The 16,877-nt window shown below is 39.2% G+C and carries 13 protein-coding genes; 6 read left to right on the top strand and 7 right to left on the bottom strand.

Annotated elements, in window-relative coordinates; translation table 11 throughout:
• The first annotated feature begins 5 nt into the window (after positions 1 to 5).
• The 6 genes from F0145_RS07735 to F0145_RS07710 all read left to right on the top strand — a co-directional run bounded on the left by F0145_RS07735 (position 6) and on the right by F0145_RS07710 (position 10,012).
• Entirely contained in the window at positions 6 to 1,313 is a 1,308-nt protein-coding gene (locus tag F0145_RS07735; protein ID WP_150087739.1) for a Kelch repeat-containing protein, read from the top strand.
• A 292-nt stretch (positions 1,314 to 1,605) separates the two neighbouring features.
• Entirely contained in the window at positions 1,606 to 1,662 is a 57-nt protein-coding gene (locus F0145_RS26980; protein WP_150087934.1) for an integrase core domain-containing protein, read from the top strand.
• A gap of 793 nt (positions 1,663 to 2,455) precedes the next feature.
• Positions 2,456 to 4,144: a hypothetical protein gene (locus tag F0145_RS07725; RefSeq protein WP_150087738.1), complete on the top strand. Its 1,689-nt coding sequence runs from the start codon at positions 2,456 to 2,458 to the stop codon at positions 4,142 to 4,144.
• Positions 4,145 to 4,184: 40 nt separating this feature from the next.
• Positions 4,185 to 5,867 carry a hypothetical protein gene (locus tag F0145_RS07720; RefSeq protein WP_150087737.1) on the top strand — a complete coding sequence of 561 codons (1,683 nt, stop codon included), beginning with the start codon at positions 4,185 to 4,187 and terminating at the stop codon, positions 5,865 to 5,867.
• Between the two features lie 15 nt (positions 5,868 to 5,882).
• Positions 5,883 to 8,363 carry a Vps62-related protein gene (locus F0145_RS07715; protein ID WP_150087736.1) on the top strand — a complete coding sequence of 827 codons (2,481 nt, stop codon included), beginning with the start codon at positions 5,883 to 5,885 and terminating at the stop codon, positions 8,361 to 8,363.
• Between the two features lie 293 nt (positions 8,364 to 8,656).
• The gene (locus F0145_RS07710) at positions 8,657 to 10,012 is read left to right on the top strand and encodes an alpha/beta hydrolase (RefSeq protein WP_150087735.1); all 1,356 of its coding nucleotides are present in this window, start codon (positions 8,657 to 8,659) and stop codon (positions 10,010 to 10,012) included.
• A 196-nt stretch (positions 10,013 to 10,208) separates the two neighbouring features.
• Here F0145_RS07710 and F0145_RS07705 read toward each other — a convergent pair whose 3' ends face one another.
• The 7 genes from F0145_RS07705 to F0145_RS07680 form a co-directional block, all read right to left on the bottom strand.
• Positions 10,209 to 10,793, bottom strand: a complete 585-nt coding sequence (locus F0145_RS07705; protein ID WP_150087734.1) for a hypothetical protein — start codon at positions 10,791 to 10,793, stop codon at positions 10,209 to 10,211.
• A gap of 261 nt (positions 10,794 to 11,054) precedes the next feature.
• On the bottom strand, positions 11,055 to 11,213 hold the full coding sequence (locus F0145_RS26130; protein WP_190277491.1) for a hypothetical protein: 159 nt from the start codon (positions 11,211 to 11,213) through the stop codon (positions 11,055 to 11,057).
• A gap of 527 nt (positions 11,214 to 11,740) precedes the next feature.
• Positions 11,741 to 12,010, bottom strand: coding sequence for a DUF4231 domain-containing protein (locus tag F0145_RS26975; RefSeq protein ID WP_223815899.1), 270 nt, complete (start codon positions 12,008 to 12,010; stop codon positions 11,741 to 11,743).
• Positions 12,011 to 12,566: 556 nt separating this feature from the next.
• Complete coding sequence (locus F0145_RS07695; RefSeq protein WP_150087733.1) at positions 12,567 to 13,118, bottom strand: hypothetical protein; 552 nt, start codon at positions 13,116 to 13,118, stop codon at positions 12,567 to 12,569.
• Positions 13,119 to 13,132: 14 nt separating this feature from the next.
• Positions 13,133 to 13,519: a hypothetical protein gene (locus tag F0145_RS07690; protein WP_150087732.1), complete on the bottom strand. Its 387-nt coding sequence runs from the start codon at positions 13,517 to 13,519 to the stop codon at positions 13,133 to 13,135.
• A 171-nt stretch (positions 13,520 to 13,690) separates the two neighbouring features.
• Entirely contained in the window at positions 13,691 to 15,607 is a 1,917-nt protein-coding gene (locus F0145_RS07685) for an alpha/beta hydrolase-fold protein (RefSeq protein WP_150087731.1), read from the bottom strand.
• Positions 15,608 to 15,795: 188 nt separating this feature from the next.
• The gene (locus F0145_RS07680) at positions 15,796 to 16,875 is read right to left on the bottom strand and encodes an esterase (RefSeq protein WP_150087730.1); all 1,080 of its coding nucleotides are present in this window, start codon (positions 16,873 to 16,875) and stop codon (positions 15,796 to 15,798) included.
• Between the last annotated feature and the right edge of the window lie 2 nt (positions 16,876 to 16,877).

The raw sequence follows: 16,877 nt of genomic DNA, 5'->3' as shown, positions 1-16,877 counted from the left end.
CGAAAATGCAAAAACCGGCTTCTAAATATCTGTTTTATCTCCTTTTCTTAATAGGCATTTTGTCCTGTAAACAAGAAAAGGAAACAGCACCTGAGGCGCCTAAAATTAACCTGGTTTCGGTATACTCCCTAAATCCTACCCAAGCCGAAGCCAAAATAGAACTGACAGGTATCCGGAATAACAGCCCCAAAGAATACGGCCTGGTCTGGTCCGAAAGCCCAAATCCCACAATCAACAATAACAAGAAAACAGCAGCTGCCAACCCCGAAGATGGTATTTCAACTTTAGTTCTATCGGAATTACAATTAGAAACCACTTATTATGTAAGGGCTTACATTAAGTTAGGCAATGATTATTATTACAGCAATAATATTACCTTATCGCATCGGGGACCATTTATCTGGCGGTCTCTGGCAAGTATAAACTGGTCTGATAAACCGAATTTAGTTAGTAGTGTGGCTTTTCGGAGCGGTGTTATAGTAGTGCGCCCGATTGATAATATTAACACCGAAGTTTGGTATTATTTTGCTCCTGGTAATAACTGGCAGCAGCAAAAAGATTTGGTTTTGCAAGCAGCGCGGTTTGAACCTTTATTATTTAAATTAAATAAGTTTGGTGATGAAGCTACCTATTTTGGTGGGGGTTACCAGGTTAAGGAGAATATACCGGGCAAATATATTTACCTGAAAGATTTCTGGCAGTACGATTTTTTTAGCGGTGGCACCAGTGAGGAATATCCTGATTTTCCTTTTGGACTTGCCAACTTAACCCATTTTACCCTCGACACCAGAACCTATGTGATAGAAAATAGCGCCAATCGAAGTGTCTGGATGCTGTTAAACGGGATGAGCTGGCACAAAAAGAATGATTTTCCGGGTACTATCTCGGAACGTTATGTCGGTTTCGCTGCTGGTAATAAAGGGTATATCCTAGAAGAAGATAAATCAGCTACTGGCCAGACTAAAAAACTTTATGAATATAATCCCGACGCAGATACCTGGGTGCGAAAAGCTGATTTTCCAGGGGAAGACCGGGTGAATGGAATGGCCTTTTCGGTGAATAATAAAGGATATTATGGATTGGGTCAGGCCAAGGATTCCCCACAAGGTTTTAGTGACATCTGGCAATATAACCCAACTACAGACTCCTGGATTAAATTTACGGATTACCCCGGAATAGGCCACGTAGGGGTGACGGCAAATACAATTGGTAACAAAGCTTACCTGGGATTAGGACTACGGGTAAAAGCCAGTGCAGCCGGCGCAGAAGAGTATCTACCGGCCACTGATTTCTGGGAAGTTAAACCAGATTAATCTGAAAACAAGTTTTGGGTAAAAGGTGGCGGCCTGGCAGATGGTCATCAGCAACAGACCAATAAATGAGCCCCTCTTGTTTCACTCGGACCGTGGCATGCAGTATGCCTGCCAGCAGTTCAGACAACGATAGAAAGGGATGCCGGTACATACAGAGTATGAGCCGAAAAAGCAACTGCTGGAATAATGCTGTAGCCGAGAGTTTCTTCAAATTGCCTAAAACAGAATTGGTGTATCACCGGGATTTGCGAACAGAGAGCTAGCTAGGTTAGCGGTCTTTGAATACATATAAATCTGGTATAACCGGCAAAGAAGACATTCGGCATTGGGGTATTTGACCCCTTGCTAATACGAAAAACTTTTCAAACAACAAGCATAGCTGCCTAAAAAAATATCCAATTAATCGTTGCAATTCCAATATTGCCTTGAGCAGATAGCAAGAGGCACTGGCTCCGACAACGTTCTACTAAATATGAACAGTTAGATACAGATGTTCTAACTCTTATTCCTCTTGCTCTGTTAATTTGATATACCGCATCCAGTCCTAACATATATATCACTATTTATATCCGTTTATTTAATATAGGAAAAGTTTATGATGATATATTTGTAAGTAGACAAAAAATAAATTATCTAGCAAACTACAAGTATCCCGCATTCCGCTTTTCGTTTTCTTAAATCTAATATTCTAAGCTTAATTAAGGTGTTTCTTTAACATCTTCTCATTTAAATTTATTAATCGGTGTATTTTATATTCTAAGCAATAGCTAAGTTTATTTATATTGGCTCTTCATGATTTTACTTGGTTAATAAAAAATATAAAAATTCAATGCTTAACATTGTTGTAAACTTTCAAAAAATATAGAATTCTTATAAAACATTATGTGTAGAATGTACCTGCATTTTTCATCAACCTATTAAAATTATAAAGAACCTTATTTTTTAGATATAATAGAAAACTAGGCTGGCATAAAGAGATAAAATAGTTGTGAATTTATTAGAAACTCTTTTATCAAAAAATTCGAGAGTAGTTACAGTCTTGCTGAAATTAAGCTTGTAACATCTATTAAATAATTCTAAACATGATATGATTTGATTTAACTTGATTTTAAATATAGTTAACTAAATCCTACTAAACTTTTATGCCAATAAAAACAACAATGACTGGTTTTGATATGGTTTGGGCCATAACTCAAAATACTGTAAACTCACAATTAGATTGGCTTTCTGGCCAGACTATTCCCACGCAAGTAAGTATTGGAGACATTAACAACGATGCCGGGGCTATTCAAGGTGGTATAATTGGACCTCCAACGGTAAATTTTGCTACAGGTGAACCACATTTAGCTTATTTATACCTTAAATTTAAAGAAGGTATCTTTAGTTACTGGAGTGGTCATGGTCGAAATCAAATAATCAAGCAAGTTCACATAAATGGTTGGATACTTGCTTTTAGTGTCCATCTAAATATTGCTCAGTTCGCTCAGGATTATGTAAAAGATTCAAAAGCAGTGCCGCCGGAGATTTTAGATAAACTTACCAAGTTTGATGACACTATGTTTAGTATCCAAAGTATTTTCTTGGACTTCGAAAATTCAGATTTGTCAACTTATAATGATTTACAGTCTGATATCCCAATAACCGCAGATGCAAGTGGTGCCCCTATTAGCATAAGTGAGGCTAATCAAATCAGAGACACCTTTAACGGCATGTTGAGAGTTTGGCTACTAAACCATAAAGGTACTGACAATCCATTTATATTAGGTTATTCAGTTACAGCAAAACAAACTTCAGACGACGTAAAAGCAGTATTGAACCCTACCGGGGCCAATTTTTCCACTCACGGTTATGAATATCCCGGGAATTTAAATGATAGTAGCAAAGATGGGTTAAGCACTTTTAATTTTTTAATGGTTACGGGTAACAGAAATATATTAGGCGACCCTACCTTAATGCGTGCTGATTCGGGGTCCTTTCATAAAAATCTGGTTGAAAGCAATGATATTGATGGCAAGGCCATAATTGCTAAAGAAGTTTTCTTCGAGAAGTACCTATGGGATTTGGTAGTTAAACCTTTTCAGGATAAGGTATTAACCTTGGGAGATTACGCCCATGCACGTGACGATGCCAGAAATGGACAAAGTGATTTTACTGAAGAAATAAACGACAAAACGCACACATTTCTACCAGACGATGACGGCCTTGGCTGGCATTATGGCGATCACGTTAAGCTTAGCTGGAAAGAAAAAGGAGGCGAAACATACCACCACCAACGCGAGTCTGAACAAAACCTGCAATTTAAGGTACGCGTAGGAACTGCCCCAGACCCGCGGCCTGAAATGATGGGTGCACCGAGGCTTACGTTAACCATTACGGGTTCGGTATATCGCTATGAATGGGACCAGGTTGACCAATATTTCGGAAAGTTAGGAGATTCTTACCTTGGAAAAGGCTGGGCCAGTGCTGCCATAGCCTATACCATCACTATCCAGTTTGTGGCGGGCACCGATGGAAAAATTTCGATTTTTCATACCAGTTTGCAATCAGATCCGGTTACTACCAGTGATACAGGAGGGGTGTATAACATTGCCGATATCTTCACCAGTTTACTAAACCTTCATACTATTGCTGATGATTGGTCTAATAACGCTACTTCTTTAGCAAATGTTAATAAAGATGTTGCTCAGCAACTTATAGATGCAACGGGTCCGATATTAGACAGCGCTATGACTAAAGTTATACTACCCGGTAGGAATGAATTCTTTTACAAGAATATCCAGCTCAATACCGATGAAGATGTTGAGATAGACCTTCAATACAAAACAACTTAGGACACAGCAATTAACAATTTCATCATAAAAAAATATTCCCATGCCAGATCTACCATCTCAAATAGCTCATTTAGCTGTGATTGTCGAATCATTAATTAACGATATATTGAACGAAGCTCGTCCGATAACCAGAAGGCCTACAGGGAGACCATCCACTAAGGGTTTTGATATGGTGTATACCATCACTCAGGATGCTATTAATAAACAGCTTGCTTCTCTCTCCGGCCAAACCATCCCCACGCACATAACTATTGGTGATAGCGAAACAAATGGCGCTAGTATTTCTGGTACCATTGGTTCACCATCACTCGGATTTAACACCGGTGAAGTACATCTGGCTAGTTTACATATACCTTTCACTAATGGTACTTTTAATTATTATACCGGTCATGGTCCTAGTCAAACAGTAAAAACCTTTAACGTGGCAGGTTGGGTGATTGCCTTTAACATTAAACTAAACATTGCTCAATTAGCACATGAATATACCACTGCGTCAAAGGTTATTCCTGAGGAAGTATTGAATACGCTTTCGAAATTTGATAGTAATATGTTTAATATCTATAGCATATTTATGGAATTCGAAAATTCTGATCTTGCCACATATGATGCAAAATCAAGTTTTCCGGGTGCAGATGATATTACAAAAAAAGCTTTCGGCGATTTAATCCGGGTTTGGCTGTTAAACCACAAAGGCACTGATAATCCATTTATTATTGGTTACCCGATAGTAAAAAATGAATCAAGTTATCTGCAAGAAGTGTTTGAACCTTGCGGAGCCAATTTTTCTACGACACCTAATACATCTGGACAGGAAGGATTAAGCACCTTGAACATTTTGATGGTAACAGGCGATAGGGATATGCAATCAGATCCTGCTTTATCGCGTGCCGATGCAGGTTTATTTAACAGAAGCCTGGTAACAAGTGCCGATGCCGATGGCAAAGTCATTATTGCATCAGAAACCTTTTGCCAGATATATATATACAGCTTATTAGTAAAACCTCTTGGCGATAAATTGCAAAGCCTGCCCAACTTCGCACATTCAAGGCCAGATAGGGGGCCTAATGTTGATATTTATAATAAAACATTTGGCTTTATTTTAGACGAAGATGGCAGAAGCTGGCATTACGGTGACCATATAAAACTAAGCTGGCACGAAAGCGGCTTCAATTCTCATGACAGGGAATCTGAGCAAAACCTGCAATATAAAGTGCAGCTTTGTACAGAAAACGATGCTTCAGGTACCCCCAGGTTAACATTAAATATATCCGGTAGTGTTTATAGGTACGAATGGGATCAGCTAAATACAGATATTCCGCCTTTTAAAAGTAATGTTTACGTAGGTAAAGGTTGGGCCAACGCCACGCTTAGCTTTGTTACTAAGTTACAGTTTATAGCTCAGGGCGATGGTAATGTTCAAATAACCCAAGCCAGCCAGCAAAACCTGCCTGTTACAAATTCGGGAACAGAAGGAATGTATAAATTTGCCGATTTCTTTAATGGCATTTTAAGTCTTAACCAAATTAGCGAGGATTGGGCAAGCAATGGTGCATCTCTCGGTGCAATTGAGGGAGATATTATCAGCAATTTTATCAACTCAACCGGGCCAATAATAAATAGTGCCATGAGTAAAATCGTGTTTCCGGGTAAGAATGAGTTTGTGTATCACAACATACAAATGAACAGCGACGGGGATATAGAACTTGATCTAAAATACAGATAATATAACCTACAACATATGTCAACATTATTAATTACTGCATCTGATGCAGCAATAATCGGTCGTATTCTTTTACGGAGGGAACCTTCTACTGACGAGGTTAAGTCGTGGTCTGCACAACCCTACGAAAACGGAGCTGTTGGTTTTATATCCGAAATATTAAAAACTGACGAATTCATGGGATTTAATTTAGATAATACCCATCTTTTGGCAAGAATTTATGATGCTATAATGAAGCGTTATGATGCAAGTTTGCCTGTAGATATCGCTTACTGGGTAAACCTCTTAAATTTTGAAGAAACGATTGACACCATTACTAAAAAATTTGTATCCATTCAATCATCCGGTTATCAAAATGATCCTTGTGGAAGCCCTTTAGATCCTAGTCAAGCGATAAAGGCCATAAATGATGCCGATGGCCGGCCGGTTATTTTTACGTATGGCACTAACAAACATTTATACCTATTTAAATTTAACAATTCAACTAATAGTTATCAGCAAATAGATTTATCAGAGGCCTTGCCATCTGCACATCATACCAAAGTGCAGAGCTATGATATTTATACAGATACCCGTGGTAATGCATCAGTGGCAGTTGCCGTTTGCGAAAGGAGAGGAGTTCCGGTAAGTACTTTATATATAACTTACCCAATAGGTGCATCAACAGATGCTGTGGGTTGGATAAATGCCTTTAAATCTATAAACGTGGCCAGTGGGATACCTCAGGGAGCAGTTATCTCCAACGTTTCGTTTAGTGCCAATGATGGTGCCAATACTACTTTTGTAATTGCGTCACTTGCTGTTCAAGGAGTTATGAACAATTATTATTTTGATATGTCAACACCGGCCGCAATCTGGCAGTTCTTACGAATACCGCAAGATGCAGATAAAACTCTGCTTTCTAAATTAGGGTCGTACATTAAACCGGGTATTTGGAGCTTATACTATGTTAATAAGGATGTTGCCTTAACTTTTTCTTCTTTTCAGGATAAGTATGGCAAAACCATTAACTATAATTACGATGGATTGCCTGCAAACACAGTAACTTTTGTAGTTTCGCCAGGTTCATCCAATGTGCCTAATATGTATGTAGGTGGAGACGGTATCAGTGTATACAGATCCTCGCACTCCAATCCCGAAACGGTTTTGTTGCCCGAAGCTGCTAAAGGTATCAGTTTCTTAAAAGTGAGCATCACCGCAGAGGAAGAATTTGTATGGTACATAGACAATTCACAATCGCTTAAATTAGTTTCCAAGCTAAACGGTGCAACAGCCTGGGGCAACATCGAAATAGTGGACACTGCGGTAAGCGAAATTGCCGTGGTAGAGAGCGGGGTTCAAACAGCGGTAACATTTGCAGCCATTACACCAAGCCGGGCCTTAGAAATCAGGGTGCGTAATTTACAAACCGCAGCATGGACAAGTACAGAAATACCAAGTTCTGCAGTTTGGGATGAGATGCCGCTAAGTTTAAAAGAATTACAAACAGCAATAAAAGACGCCGCTCCAATCATTTATCTGGATACAGAAGAGCAGTACAAAAGCTCTACAGTAGAGTTCTATTTGCGCAAGGTGGGTTTATGGAACACTGTTAAAAGCACTTGGGAGTTGCCGAAAGGTTCACTTTGGGACAATACAGCCAATGATATGACTTCCGATGCATTAATACCACGAGCCAGGTCTGCAAATGATGGTTCTACTAAACACAGTTCGGATTATACATTAAAAATCGACGATGCCGATTACCCTTTAATAATACCGGGTCACCCAGATGATGCACCTTTGTACGTGCATGCTAAGTTCATTCCGGAAGAAAATAGTACAGATTTGGTATTTTGGATATTCTATCCTTATAATGGTCCCGGCACATTGTCATTAAGTGGTAAAACTAATGTATTAGGTAATCTGGGCGTGCACGAGGGGGATTGGGAACACGTGTTAATGCGGGTAGACAATGATTCAAAACAAGTTACAAAGGTTTATTTGTCGCAGCACGATAGCGGTGACTTGATTCCTAAATCAGTCCTTGAAACCGATCCATCAACTGGCAGGATTGTACTCTATTCTTCTCGAAACGGGCATGCGTTTTATAGTACGCCTGGGGCTAACCAAAAAGTGTTATTTGATCATCTAATTCAGGTAAGCTTGCAAAATGCCACTTCAAAAGGTGCTGTACTTAATACTTACGAAGATGGCAGAACACAATTGGTATCGGCACAATTTTTAGGTGCCGGTGCCCCTGTCGAGCCTAAATGGCTGAACTTTCCTTGGCGTTGGGGGAAATATTCTGAAATGTCATCCTCTGACGTAAGTGATGCTATCAAAAGCTGCTTAGAATCTATTGAGCCTCCTGGAGGGATCTTAAGTCCAATTATTAATGAAATTATAGGAGCAATCCTAGGTAAAATAGCCGTGGATAAAAATCTGCTTGGTGGTGAAGGAAATAGTGCCGGTCCACAACCTATTAAGTTTAAAGATAGTTGGTTTAGCAAAGAGTAATTGCAGGAAATAGGAATCAATAATCTTCTTTATCGAGGCAAGACAAAGGACCCGCCATTCTGGTTTTTTCCCTCACCAGTTGTATATTGATCATAATGTAAACTATGTGCACTAATCCAGTTCCATATAACCTAGCCACTCCATGTAGTCGGTAGTCAGCACCCATTTAACTATTTTCTTATCACAACCTAAAAACAATTGAAATAACAGCAAGTGAACAGATCTAAGTAGCAATCAATGGGTAATGCCTTAAATCTCTAAAATTTTATTATTCAACATCTTTATCAAAGTGTATGAAAAAAATTTACTTAAGTCTTATATTATTAGTAATTGGAATACAGAGTTGCTTCTGTCAAACTATTCTTGAAGGTATCATTTTACAAGAATATATTCCCGCAAATTTCTCTGTCCCCACTTCAGGTATCACTGTACTTTTAAAAAACACCTCTATTGGGACAGTCACAGATTCAGAAGGACAGTTCTCTATATCAGTGCCTGATTCTATTATGGACGAAGAAATTATATTGGTTATATCCGCTATTGGGTATACTAATGTAGAAGCAAAAATCCATTTGACTAATGATATACACCGAGTCAGAATCGAACTTATAGACAATGAGGTAAAAGTTGAGGTAGAAAAGCTTGTTGGGAGTGCACTCCTTGATACTAAAGGTATATCTACTGTGTACTTTGCGACGGACAGGAATTTTGTAAAGACGGAGGATCCTTGGGAGATGTTCGGAGTGAATCGTTCACCTAATCTCTCTTATGGATACTGTAGGGTGAGTATACCTATAGATCATAGGATGGGAGAACTAGAGTCTCCTAATATATGGAAACTTGAACTTAACTTCGATCCAAATAAGCATATAGTTCTATTGGAGACAAAAGTTAATAAGAAATCCGATTACTTTAAGATGCTCAGAGATTCCATAGAAAAGTCTACTGAGAAAAAAGCATTTATTTTCATACATGGCTACAATGTTAGTTTCGCAGATGCGGCCAGAAGAACGGCCCAGATGAGTTATGATCTTGGCTTTACAGGAGTTCCAGTTTTTTATAGTTGGCCTTCTAAAGCTTCCACCTTAAAATATACAGTTGATGAAGCCACTATTGAATGGACTCAATTACATTTAAAAAGTTTTCTCATAGATTTCCTTAGCCAAACAAATGTCCAGAATATCTATGTGATTGCCCATAGTATGGGCAATCGAGCTATGACACGCGCTATAGCCTCCCTAATTAATGAGAAACCGCAATTAGCCAAGAAAATCAAGGAGATAATCTTGGCTGCTCCAGATATAGATGCAGATGTATTTAAGCAAGAAATTGTACCAAGTCTAACTAAAGGTAAACATCCAATAACATTATATGCCTCTTCTGATGATTTAGCCTTGAAAGCTTCAAAAGCTGTTCATGGAGCACCACGTGCTGGAGATTCTGGCAATAAGTTATTAGTCGTTAAAGGGGTAGAATCCATTGATGCAACAGGAATGGATACAGGGTTTCTTCAACATTCCTATATAGGTGATTCTAGAACAGTAATTTCCGATGTGTATTCCCTATTTAAAGGTTTAAGACCTAATGAAAGAAATTTGTTGCGTATTAAAAAGACCTCCAATCTCTTTTATTGGAAGTTTAGACTATAAACATCTGCTGTAACTGTCTATAATGAAATAAGAAAAGGAGCTGTCATTAGCTATGTTTCAGATATTTAAAGTAGCACAATATCGCTAAGATTTAAACTTCTAGCTGATAACGAGTAGATAAACTAAGCACCAGAAGTAAAAAAACAGAGCCTGGAATTACCAGGCCCTTTTCAGATTGTAGTAATTCCTAACATGTTTACTTACCATCAAATTCGCCTTCATTGAGCATGTTCTCGGCCTCCCTATCTTTTATCAGCAAATCCGCTTTTGAGAGAACGCCATATTTATAGGCCCTTACTGAAGGTTCAAGCAAACGGAAAGCACCAATAAACTTAGCGGCCTTTTTCTGAGGATTAGCAAAGCCGATTACGCCCAAGCAGATTGCTGAAAGAAGAGCAAAAGAAGTTCTGAATTTTGCTTCAACTACGTCACTGGCACCAAGGGTTGAGAAGGCCACGCTCGCTGCTCCTAAAAACCAGTATATCCAGCCACAGAAATTATACCATCCCATCCAATTATCAGCTTTTTTTTGTAGCTCTTTTACTAATCCAACATCAGCAGGAGGAAATGGTTCCGCATTAGGGGGGAGGGTAACACCCTCCGGCAGGGGTAATTTTGCATTATTTGGAAGTTGTACTGCTTCAACATCGGCCGCTGTTCCTGCTGTTTCATCCGGGGGCAACAGATTTTCTTTTACAGCTTCGTTTTCAGGAGTTTTCTTTAACTCTTGGTCAGCCATTCCATTGGCTCCAACTCCTTCCGTTACATCATTTTCAGGCATAATAAAATTATTAATGGTTAGATTTATCTAATATACTACATCAATATTTGTATGTTTCTTGACTATCAGTACTTTATTTCATAGATAAAGGGGCCTTTTGCAATATCATTCAAATAGTAGATTATCAAGGTAACTATGCTAACACAAGATTATTGGCATCTACTGGTTGGTCTAAATCCCAGTTGTTAATTGGTTTTTAAACTTTCCATTTTTGGTGATGTAAAGCGCCAGCAGTTGCTTTAAATTACCAAATTCAGTGGTTTAGCTGCGGTCATAGGTAATCTGGAGTACATTTTCTCCGTTAAGAAGGGGGCCGTCTTTTAAGATGGCAATGGTATCGTATTTTCCTTCGGGAGAACCTGTCTCAAAAACATTGATTACCTCTAAGATTTTAGATTTCTGTTGTTTAAGAATAGACATAACCTTCCATTTTTTGGTGGATTGTTTACTACAATAAGCATTTAACAACTAACCAGGAGGAAATTTCTTCTATATTATTTAACCGACTGTTATTCTTACAAGAGCTGCCTAAATAAATAGATAGTTGGATGTGTGTCTGCTTAAATACTAATAGTAATTCTTCTTTTGGTTGTCATCATTACTTTCTCTAAAATGAATTTGCGTTTTGGCTCAAGTTAGCGGTAAAGCTTAGAACTTAGGTGGTACAGTTGGTTTAAGTTAGCTTATTATCAAAAAGTTATTCCCTTAAACCATTTGGTAAAAGTGTAATATGGTTAAGGAATAAGCAATACTGATTTTTCAGTATTTTTATTGTTTGCTTATACAGAGTAGAAGGTGATGTTATATTTATTTGACTGGTATTGAACATAAATTCGTTTATGGGACGGAACGACAGAGCAATGGTAATAAGTGTCAAGGATTGCCAATATCTCAAACTTTTTGCTTGCCTATTAGTCCCTCCATTGAAAAGCTGGTATTAGCATTTATTATTCGTCACGGTATCTTGTCATCTTGATTTCAGAAGATCGTGCTTGAATAGTCTTATCTCTCTCGTCCTTTATAATTGATTCAATATTTTTTACGAGTAATGTATAAGAGGCAGTTTCGTCTAAATTATTATACGGTTCACTTTTAGTTTGAAAAAGATATTTTTCTCTCCTTAACAATTCTTCCGCGACTTGGTAGTTCTTCCAGCGTTCCCTGAAATGAAATACATTTTCCAAGGCAACAATGAAAACAACTGTAAAACTGACAATGGTGGTCAGTTCCTTGGAACATCCAAATTAATAAGAATTGGCACTAATGAACCCAAAATAATAGCAAATAAATTACTGTATAGGTAAGTCTCCCGACACATTGTAGCTTTAGCCCTATATCGCTTTATGCTGAATGAAATTCTTTCATTCTCATAAGATTCTACAGGCAAAGGATTTATAAAATCGAATTCTTTATGCTTCATGCTGTTCTTAAATAATTACAGCCAAAAAGGAGTTATCAGCTATCATTATGCATAAAGAACTACTAAAAATGAGTTATTTACGCAACTTGATTGACCAAAACACTATATACTTAAAATAATATAAAAGAGCAAGTTATAACTTTATATCCTATATTTTTTTGGCAAAATAAAAGTAAATGAAGTGCCATATCAAGAAACTCAAACTACTATTTCCTCATAACACCTGTTATGTAAATTAAACAAAAGTGCATGAGCTAAATCTTAATTTTTAGCATAGAACCGAAGAAGATGATAGCTATAGAACGTCAGTAGGAGGGAGCCTGTAAAAAAATATTTTAGTATTTTTCAAGTCTTCAATCAGAAATCTGGCTATAATCAGGATAAGCAAGAAGTAAGATAGTTATGCAGATTGCTATGCTTTCTAAATGGCAGCCTAGCCAACACCCCAGGGCAAACCAAGTAGGGCCACAAGCTACCAAACTGAAGCTAGGGTATGGGGAGGTAAGAAAAGAAATTTGGAGACTGCTGGAGGTAATCTTATGAAGTGCTGCTAACTGCTCCGGAGGAAAATTTAGTTCTTTCACCAGGTTGACATACTTGTAAAAAGGATGCTGCGACTTAGTGGTCTTTGCTCGTTTGCGCCGCTTAGTGCGCAGTAAATGATTCTCCCGCAGCAAATTATAAAGCTTGTCCCGACCTAGTTTTAGCTGATGCTCGGCCAAGAAGTCCGTTAATAAATAATGCAGCTTATCTGTACCAATGCCTGGTAGTTGCTGCCGTATCTTGATAACCTGCTCTAAAATAACCATTTGATGAACCTCATTTTTATCTTGCTGCCATAGCTGCTGATAATAAGCTTGCCGGGATTTGCCAAACAATCCGCACAGTTTTCCTAAGCCTGTCAAGGGATACTGTGTATTTAACTGCTGGACCGTTTGGAACCATACTTTTTTCTGATTTCTATATTTAGCTGCTTTTCGGCCACCGAAATCATCGTCTCTAGGGCTGTATTCTGTAGCTTTACTTGCGCTAACTGCGCTTGCGCTTCGGCTAGCTCTTGCTTTAACTGTTCAACTGTTGTCTGGGATGGCTTCATGGGAAAAGATGGTTTTGGTCGATAATACTTTAACAGCCTGGTTTTGTAATACCAGCGATTCCAATCCTGTAAGATGCCTACCGAAACTTGGTATTGCTTGGTAGCTTGTTTAATGGTAAGCATACCCGAGCGAATTTCTTCGACAATCTTTCTTTTCTCTAAAGACGAATAAGCTCTTTTTACGTTTTCCTTTAATTCCTTTTTATTCATAGCTTTATACTTAAAGTGTAAAGCTATTTCAGGAGTTTACCATAAGTCTTATAATTTATATTATGTTAAATAGATTTTAGTTCGCCTTCTTCCTCTGCTTTATTTCAAGTTATTACTAATCCTAAATAATTCTATTTTCGGCATGCAATCAGATAATTGAAGTAGGAATTTTTATTTAAATAACAGCGGTGCAAAATTGTAAAGATTATTGCGCCACACCGGCCAGGTATGGCCACCCGGATATTCGGTATAGGTATATTTTACCTTCATTTCATCGAACTTGGCGAGCATTTCTTTGCAATTGTTATAAGCAATATCTTCTTTACCACCCATGGCTACCCAAAGCAGTTTCAGGTTATTATTAATGGTAGCCGAATTGCTTTTAATAAATTCGTACTGCGGATTAGATACGGCCGGTTGATTGCTAAACCAGCCGGAACTGAATACTCCCAGGTAATTAAATAACTGGGTATTCCGCATGCCGGCGTGTAAAGTTTGCAGCCCACCCATAGATAAACCCGCTAGCGCCCGACTTTTAGCCTCCGGAATAGCCCGATAATTTTTCTCTACCATAGGAATAACTGCCTGCTTTAATTCGTTTTCAAACATTCTTAAAGCATTTTCAGTAGCACCGCCCGTTCCTACATTCCCATCGAGCATGACAACCAGCATAGGTTTGGCTTTTTTATCGGCAATCAGGTTATCCAATATTAAGTCGGTTTTACCTTGGGTGGCCCAGCCACGTTCGTCTTCGCCGCCCCCGTGCAATATATATAGTACCGGATATTTTTCAGTAGTGTTAGTATCGTAGCCGGCTGGTGTATACACGTAAAACCGCCGCCAGGAATTTGTAACCGGCGAAAAATAGCGTTTCATGCGCGTCTCACCGTGCGGCACCTCTTTTAAAGCATAATAATCCCCGCCTCTGAAGGGTATTTCAATGCCGCTGGCCTGGCGGCCCATGCCATAAAAAGTTTCACTTGCCGGGTCAGCCAAGGCAACGCCATCGATTATTAAAGAGTAATAATGAAAACCTTCGCCAATAGAATCAGTGGTTACTTCCCAAAAGCCATCGGCTTGCTTCGCCATATCGTATTTTTTACCTAAATCAACCTGTACTTTTTGGGCTTCGGGCGCTTTTGTCCGGAATATTACCCGGTTATCAGGTAATATTTGCGGGTACTTCGCCGAACGAATATTGGTTGAAGCGGGAGTTCCTAAAACGGAGTATTTAGGTAAACTAGCCGTATTAACCGGCTTAAACAAAAACTGCGAAAACATATACAGTCCGTTTTTCCAAACCTTAAAGTCGTGCCCGCCTGGCTCGATGTAATAAACATGCGGCACATTGTTCGTAAACAAATAATCGTGGGTCCGTTTGCTGAAGGTAATCAATCCATCATTATCGCCGCACGAAATCCAAAGTAGCTTTAACTTCTTTTTCGCATCTGCGGGGTTTGGCACCAACTCTTCCGGCTTTTTAGTATTAGGAGCCGATGAAAACCCACCAACCCAGGCAAATTTATCTAAGTTACCCAAGCCAAAGTTTAAAGATTGTCCCCCTCCCATCGATAACCCGGCAATGGCGCGGTTTTCCCGATCTTTACGTACCGGAAATTTCTTCTCGACATACGGAATTAAATCGTTCAATAAATCTTTTTCGAAAGTAGCAAAGGCTTGCACCTTTTCCGCATCAAATACATTGCCCACCGCCCGGTCGTCTTTCATGGCCCTTCCATTTGGCAGTACCACAATCATGGGCTGCACTTTTTTCTGCGCGTATAGGTTATCCAGTATTACCTGGGGTTGCCCCCCTTTCAGCCATTCTTTTTCGTCGCCGCCAATTCCGTGTAATAAATACAGCACCGGATATTTTTTACTTTTAGAAAATCCGGGTGGCGTGTAAACCAAAGCCCGGCGTTTGGTACCTACCGTTTTAGATTTATAGGTAATGGTATCTATTTTACCGTGGGCAATATTTGGCTGCACCACATCAAAACCCTTCGGAGCTTCTTTTTCAATGTTCTGGGCTTTGGCAGCCGCGCCAAATAGCATAAATACCGCTATTAGGGTACATAAATGTTTCATATTAGTTTACTTATTTATTTTTATTCAGAATATTTAAAATAAACCTGACTAAAGTCAGGGGTACTAAAAACCCGGGGCTAAAGCACCCGGGCAATGCAAGTCTACGCTTATACTGCAGGCCTATGGCGAAAACATACGACAAGGGCTACTGCTAACTCAATTTTATAAACCACTAAACCGCTTATGTTTTAATTTTTAAATAATTGCTGTAAAGAATTAGCCAGGAACAATCTACAATTCATCCAGGTATGCCCGCCCGGTACAATTAGGGTTTCGAGGTTAATATTTTTTTCTTTGAACATGGCAATATTTTGTTTTACCGGTTCGTACAGGAAATCTTCGGTGCCTACACTTATGGTAAACAGCTTAAGTTGCTTGTTTAGGGCTGCGGCATTGGGGTTCCAGTTGGTGAAGTTTTTCTGGAATTCTTCTGTGGCGGTATAAGGGGCATACGAACATACATAAGCAAACTTATCGGTGTTGGTCAGGCCAATATTTAACGTTTGACCACCGCCTACCGAGAAGCCGGCTACAGCGCGATTTTTACTATCGGTTAGCACGGGGTAATTGGCTTCGATAAACGGAATAATATCTTTGGTTACATCCTGGGTAAAATCGGGCATAGGTGCCGGCCGTACGTTGCCGTAAGGCATCACAATAATCATCGGTTTAGCTTTTTTCTGAGCAATCAGGTTGTCGGCTATCAGGTTGGCCCGGCCCACTTTGGTCCAGGTTTCTTCGGTATCGGAACCGCCATGAATTAAGTAAAGTACCGGGTATTTGGTTTTACCGTTGGGGTTGAACCCCGGCGGCGTATAAACCAATAATTGCCGGGTAGTTTTTAAGGTACCCGATTTATAATTGCGGTAAGTAACTTTGCCGTGCGGTACATTTTGTAGCGCGTGTAACAACGGGGTGTTTCCCGGAATATCTACAATACTGCGTTTAAACCTTTCGTTGGCGAATACATAAGTATTATTCGGGTCGGCTACTTGAATGCTATCTACTGTAAAACTGTACGGGTAAATATCGGGTTTAACAGGCCCAACTGTTACGCTCCAAATACCAGCATTATCTTTCGTCATTAACTCGTTGGCTTTTAAAAATTCGCCGCTTAAGCTTACTTTTTTGGCGTTGGGGGCATACAACCGGAACGTAACGGTTTTATCAGCGTGTAGGTCCGGTGAGCTAATGGCCGGTGGTCTTTGTGCCCAACAGGTAATTACAACTGAAAAAAGCAGGAAAAATATAGAAAGAAATCGCTTCATGT

It is taken from the genome of Adhaeribacter rhizoryzae, from assembly GCF_008629685.1.
GTDB lineage: Bacteria > Bacteroidota > Bacteroidia > Cytophagales > Hymenobacteraceae > Adhaeribacter > Adhaeribacter rhizoryzae.
The sequence above is the reverse complement of the archived record's forward strand: the minus strand, read 5'-3'. Positions and strand labels throughout refer to the sequence as shown.

Excerpts from the sequence above, each read along its gene's own strand:
- F0145_RS07720 (WP_150087737.1), top strand. The coding sequence starts at position 4,185 with ATGCCAGATCTACCATCTCAAATAGCTCATTTAGCTGTGATTGTCGAA.
- F0145_RS07685 (WP_150087731.1), bottom strand. The coding sequence starts at position 15,607 with ATGAAACATTTATGTACCCTAATAGCGGTATTTATGCTATTTGGCGCG.
- F0145_RS07680 (WP_150087730.1), bottom strand. The coding sequence starts at position 16,875 with ATGAAGCGATTTCTTTCTATATTTTTCCTGCTTTTTTCAGTTGTAATT.
- F0145_RS07715 (WP_150087736.1), top strand. The coding sequence starts at position 5,883 with ATGTCAACATTATTAATTACTGCATCTGATGCAGCAATAATCGGTCGT.
- F0145_RS07735 (WP_150087739.1), top strand. The coding sequence starts at position 6 with ATGCAAAAACCGGCTTCTAAATATCTGTTTTATCTCCTTTTCTTAATA.
- F0145_RS07725 (WP_150087738.1), top strand. The coding sequence starts at position 2,456 with ATGCCAATAAAAACAACAATGACTGGTTTTGATATGGTTTGGGCCATA.
- F0145_RS07710 (WP_150087735.1), top strand. The coding sequence starts at position 8,657 with ATGAAAAAAATTTACTTAAGTCTTATATTATTAGTAATTGGAATACAG.
- F0145_RS07705 (WP_150087734.1), bottom strand. The coding sequence starts at position 10,793 with ATGCCTGAAAATGATGTAACGGAAGGAGTTGGAGCCAATGGAATGGCT.
- F0145_RS26130 (WP_190277491.1), bottom strand. The coding sequence starts at position 11,213 with ATGTCTATTCTTAAACAACAGAAATCTAAAATCTTAGAGGTAATCAAT.
- F0145_RS07690 (WP_150087732.1), bottom strand. The coding sequence starts at position 13,519 with ATGAATAAAAAGGAATTAAAGGAAAACGTAAAAAGAGCTTATTCGTCT.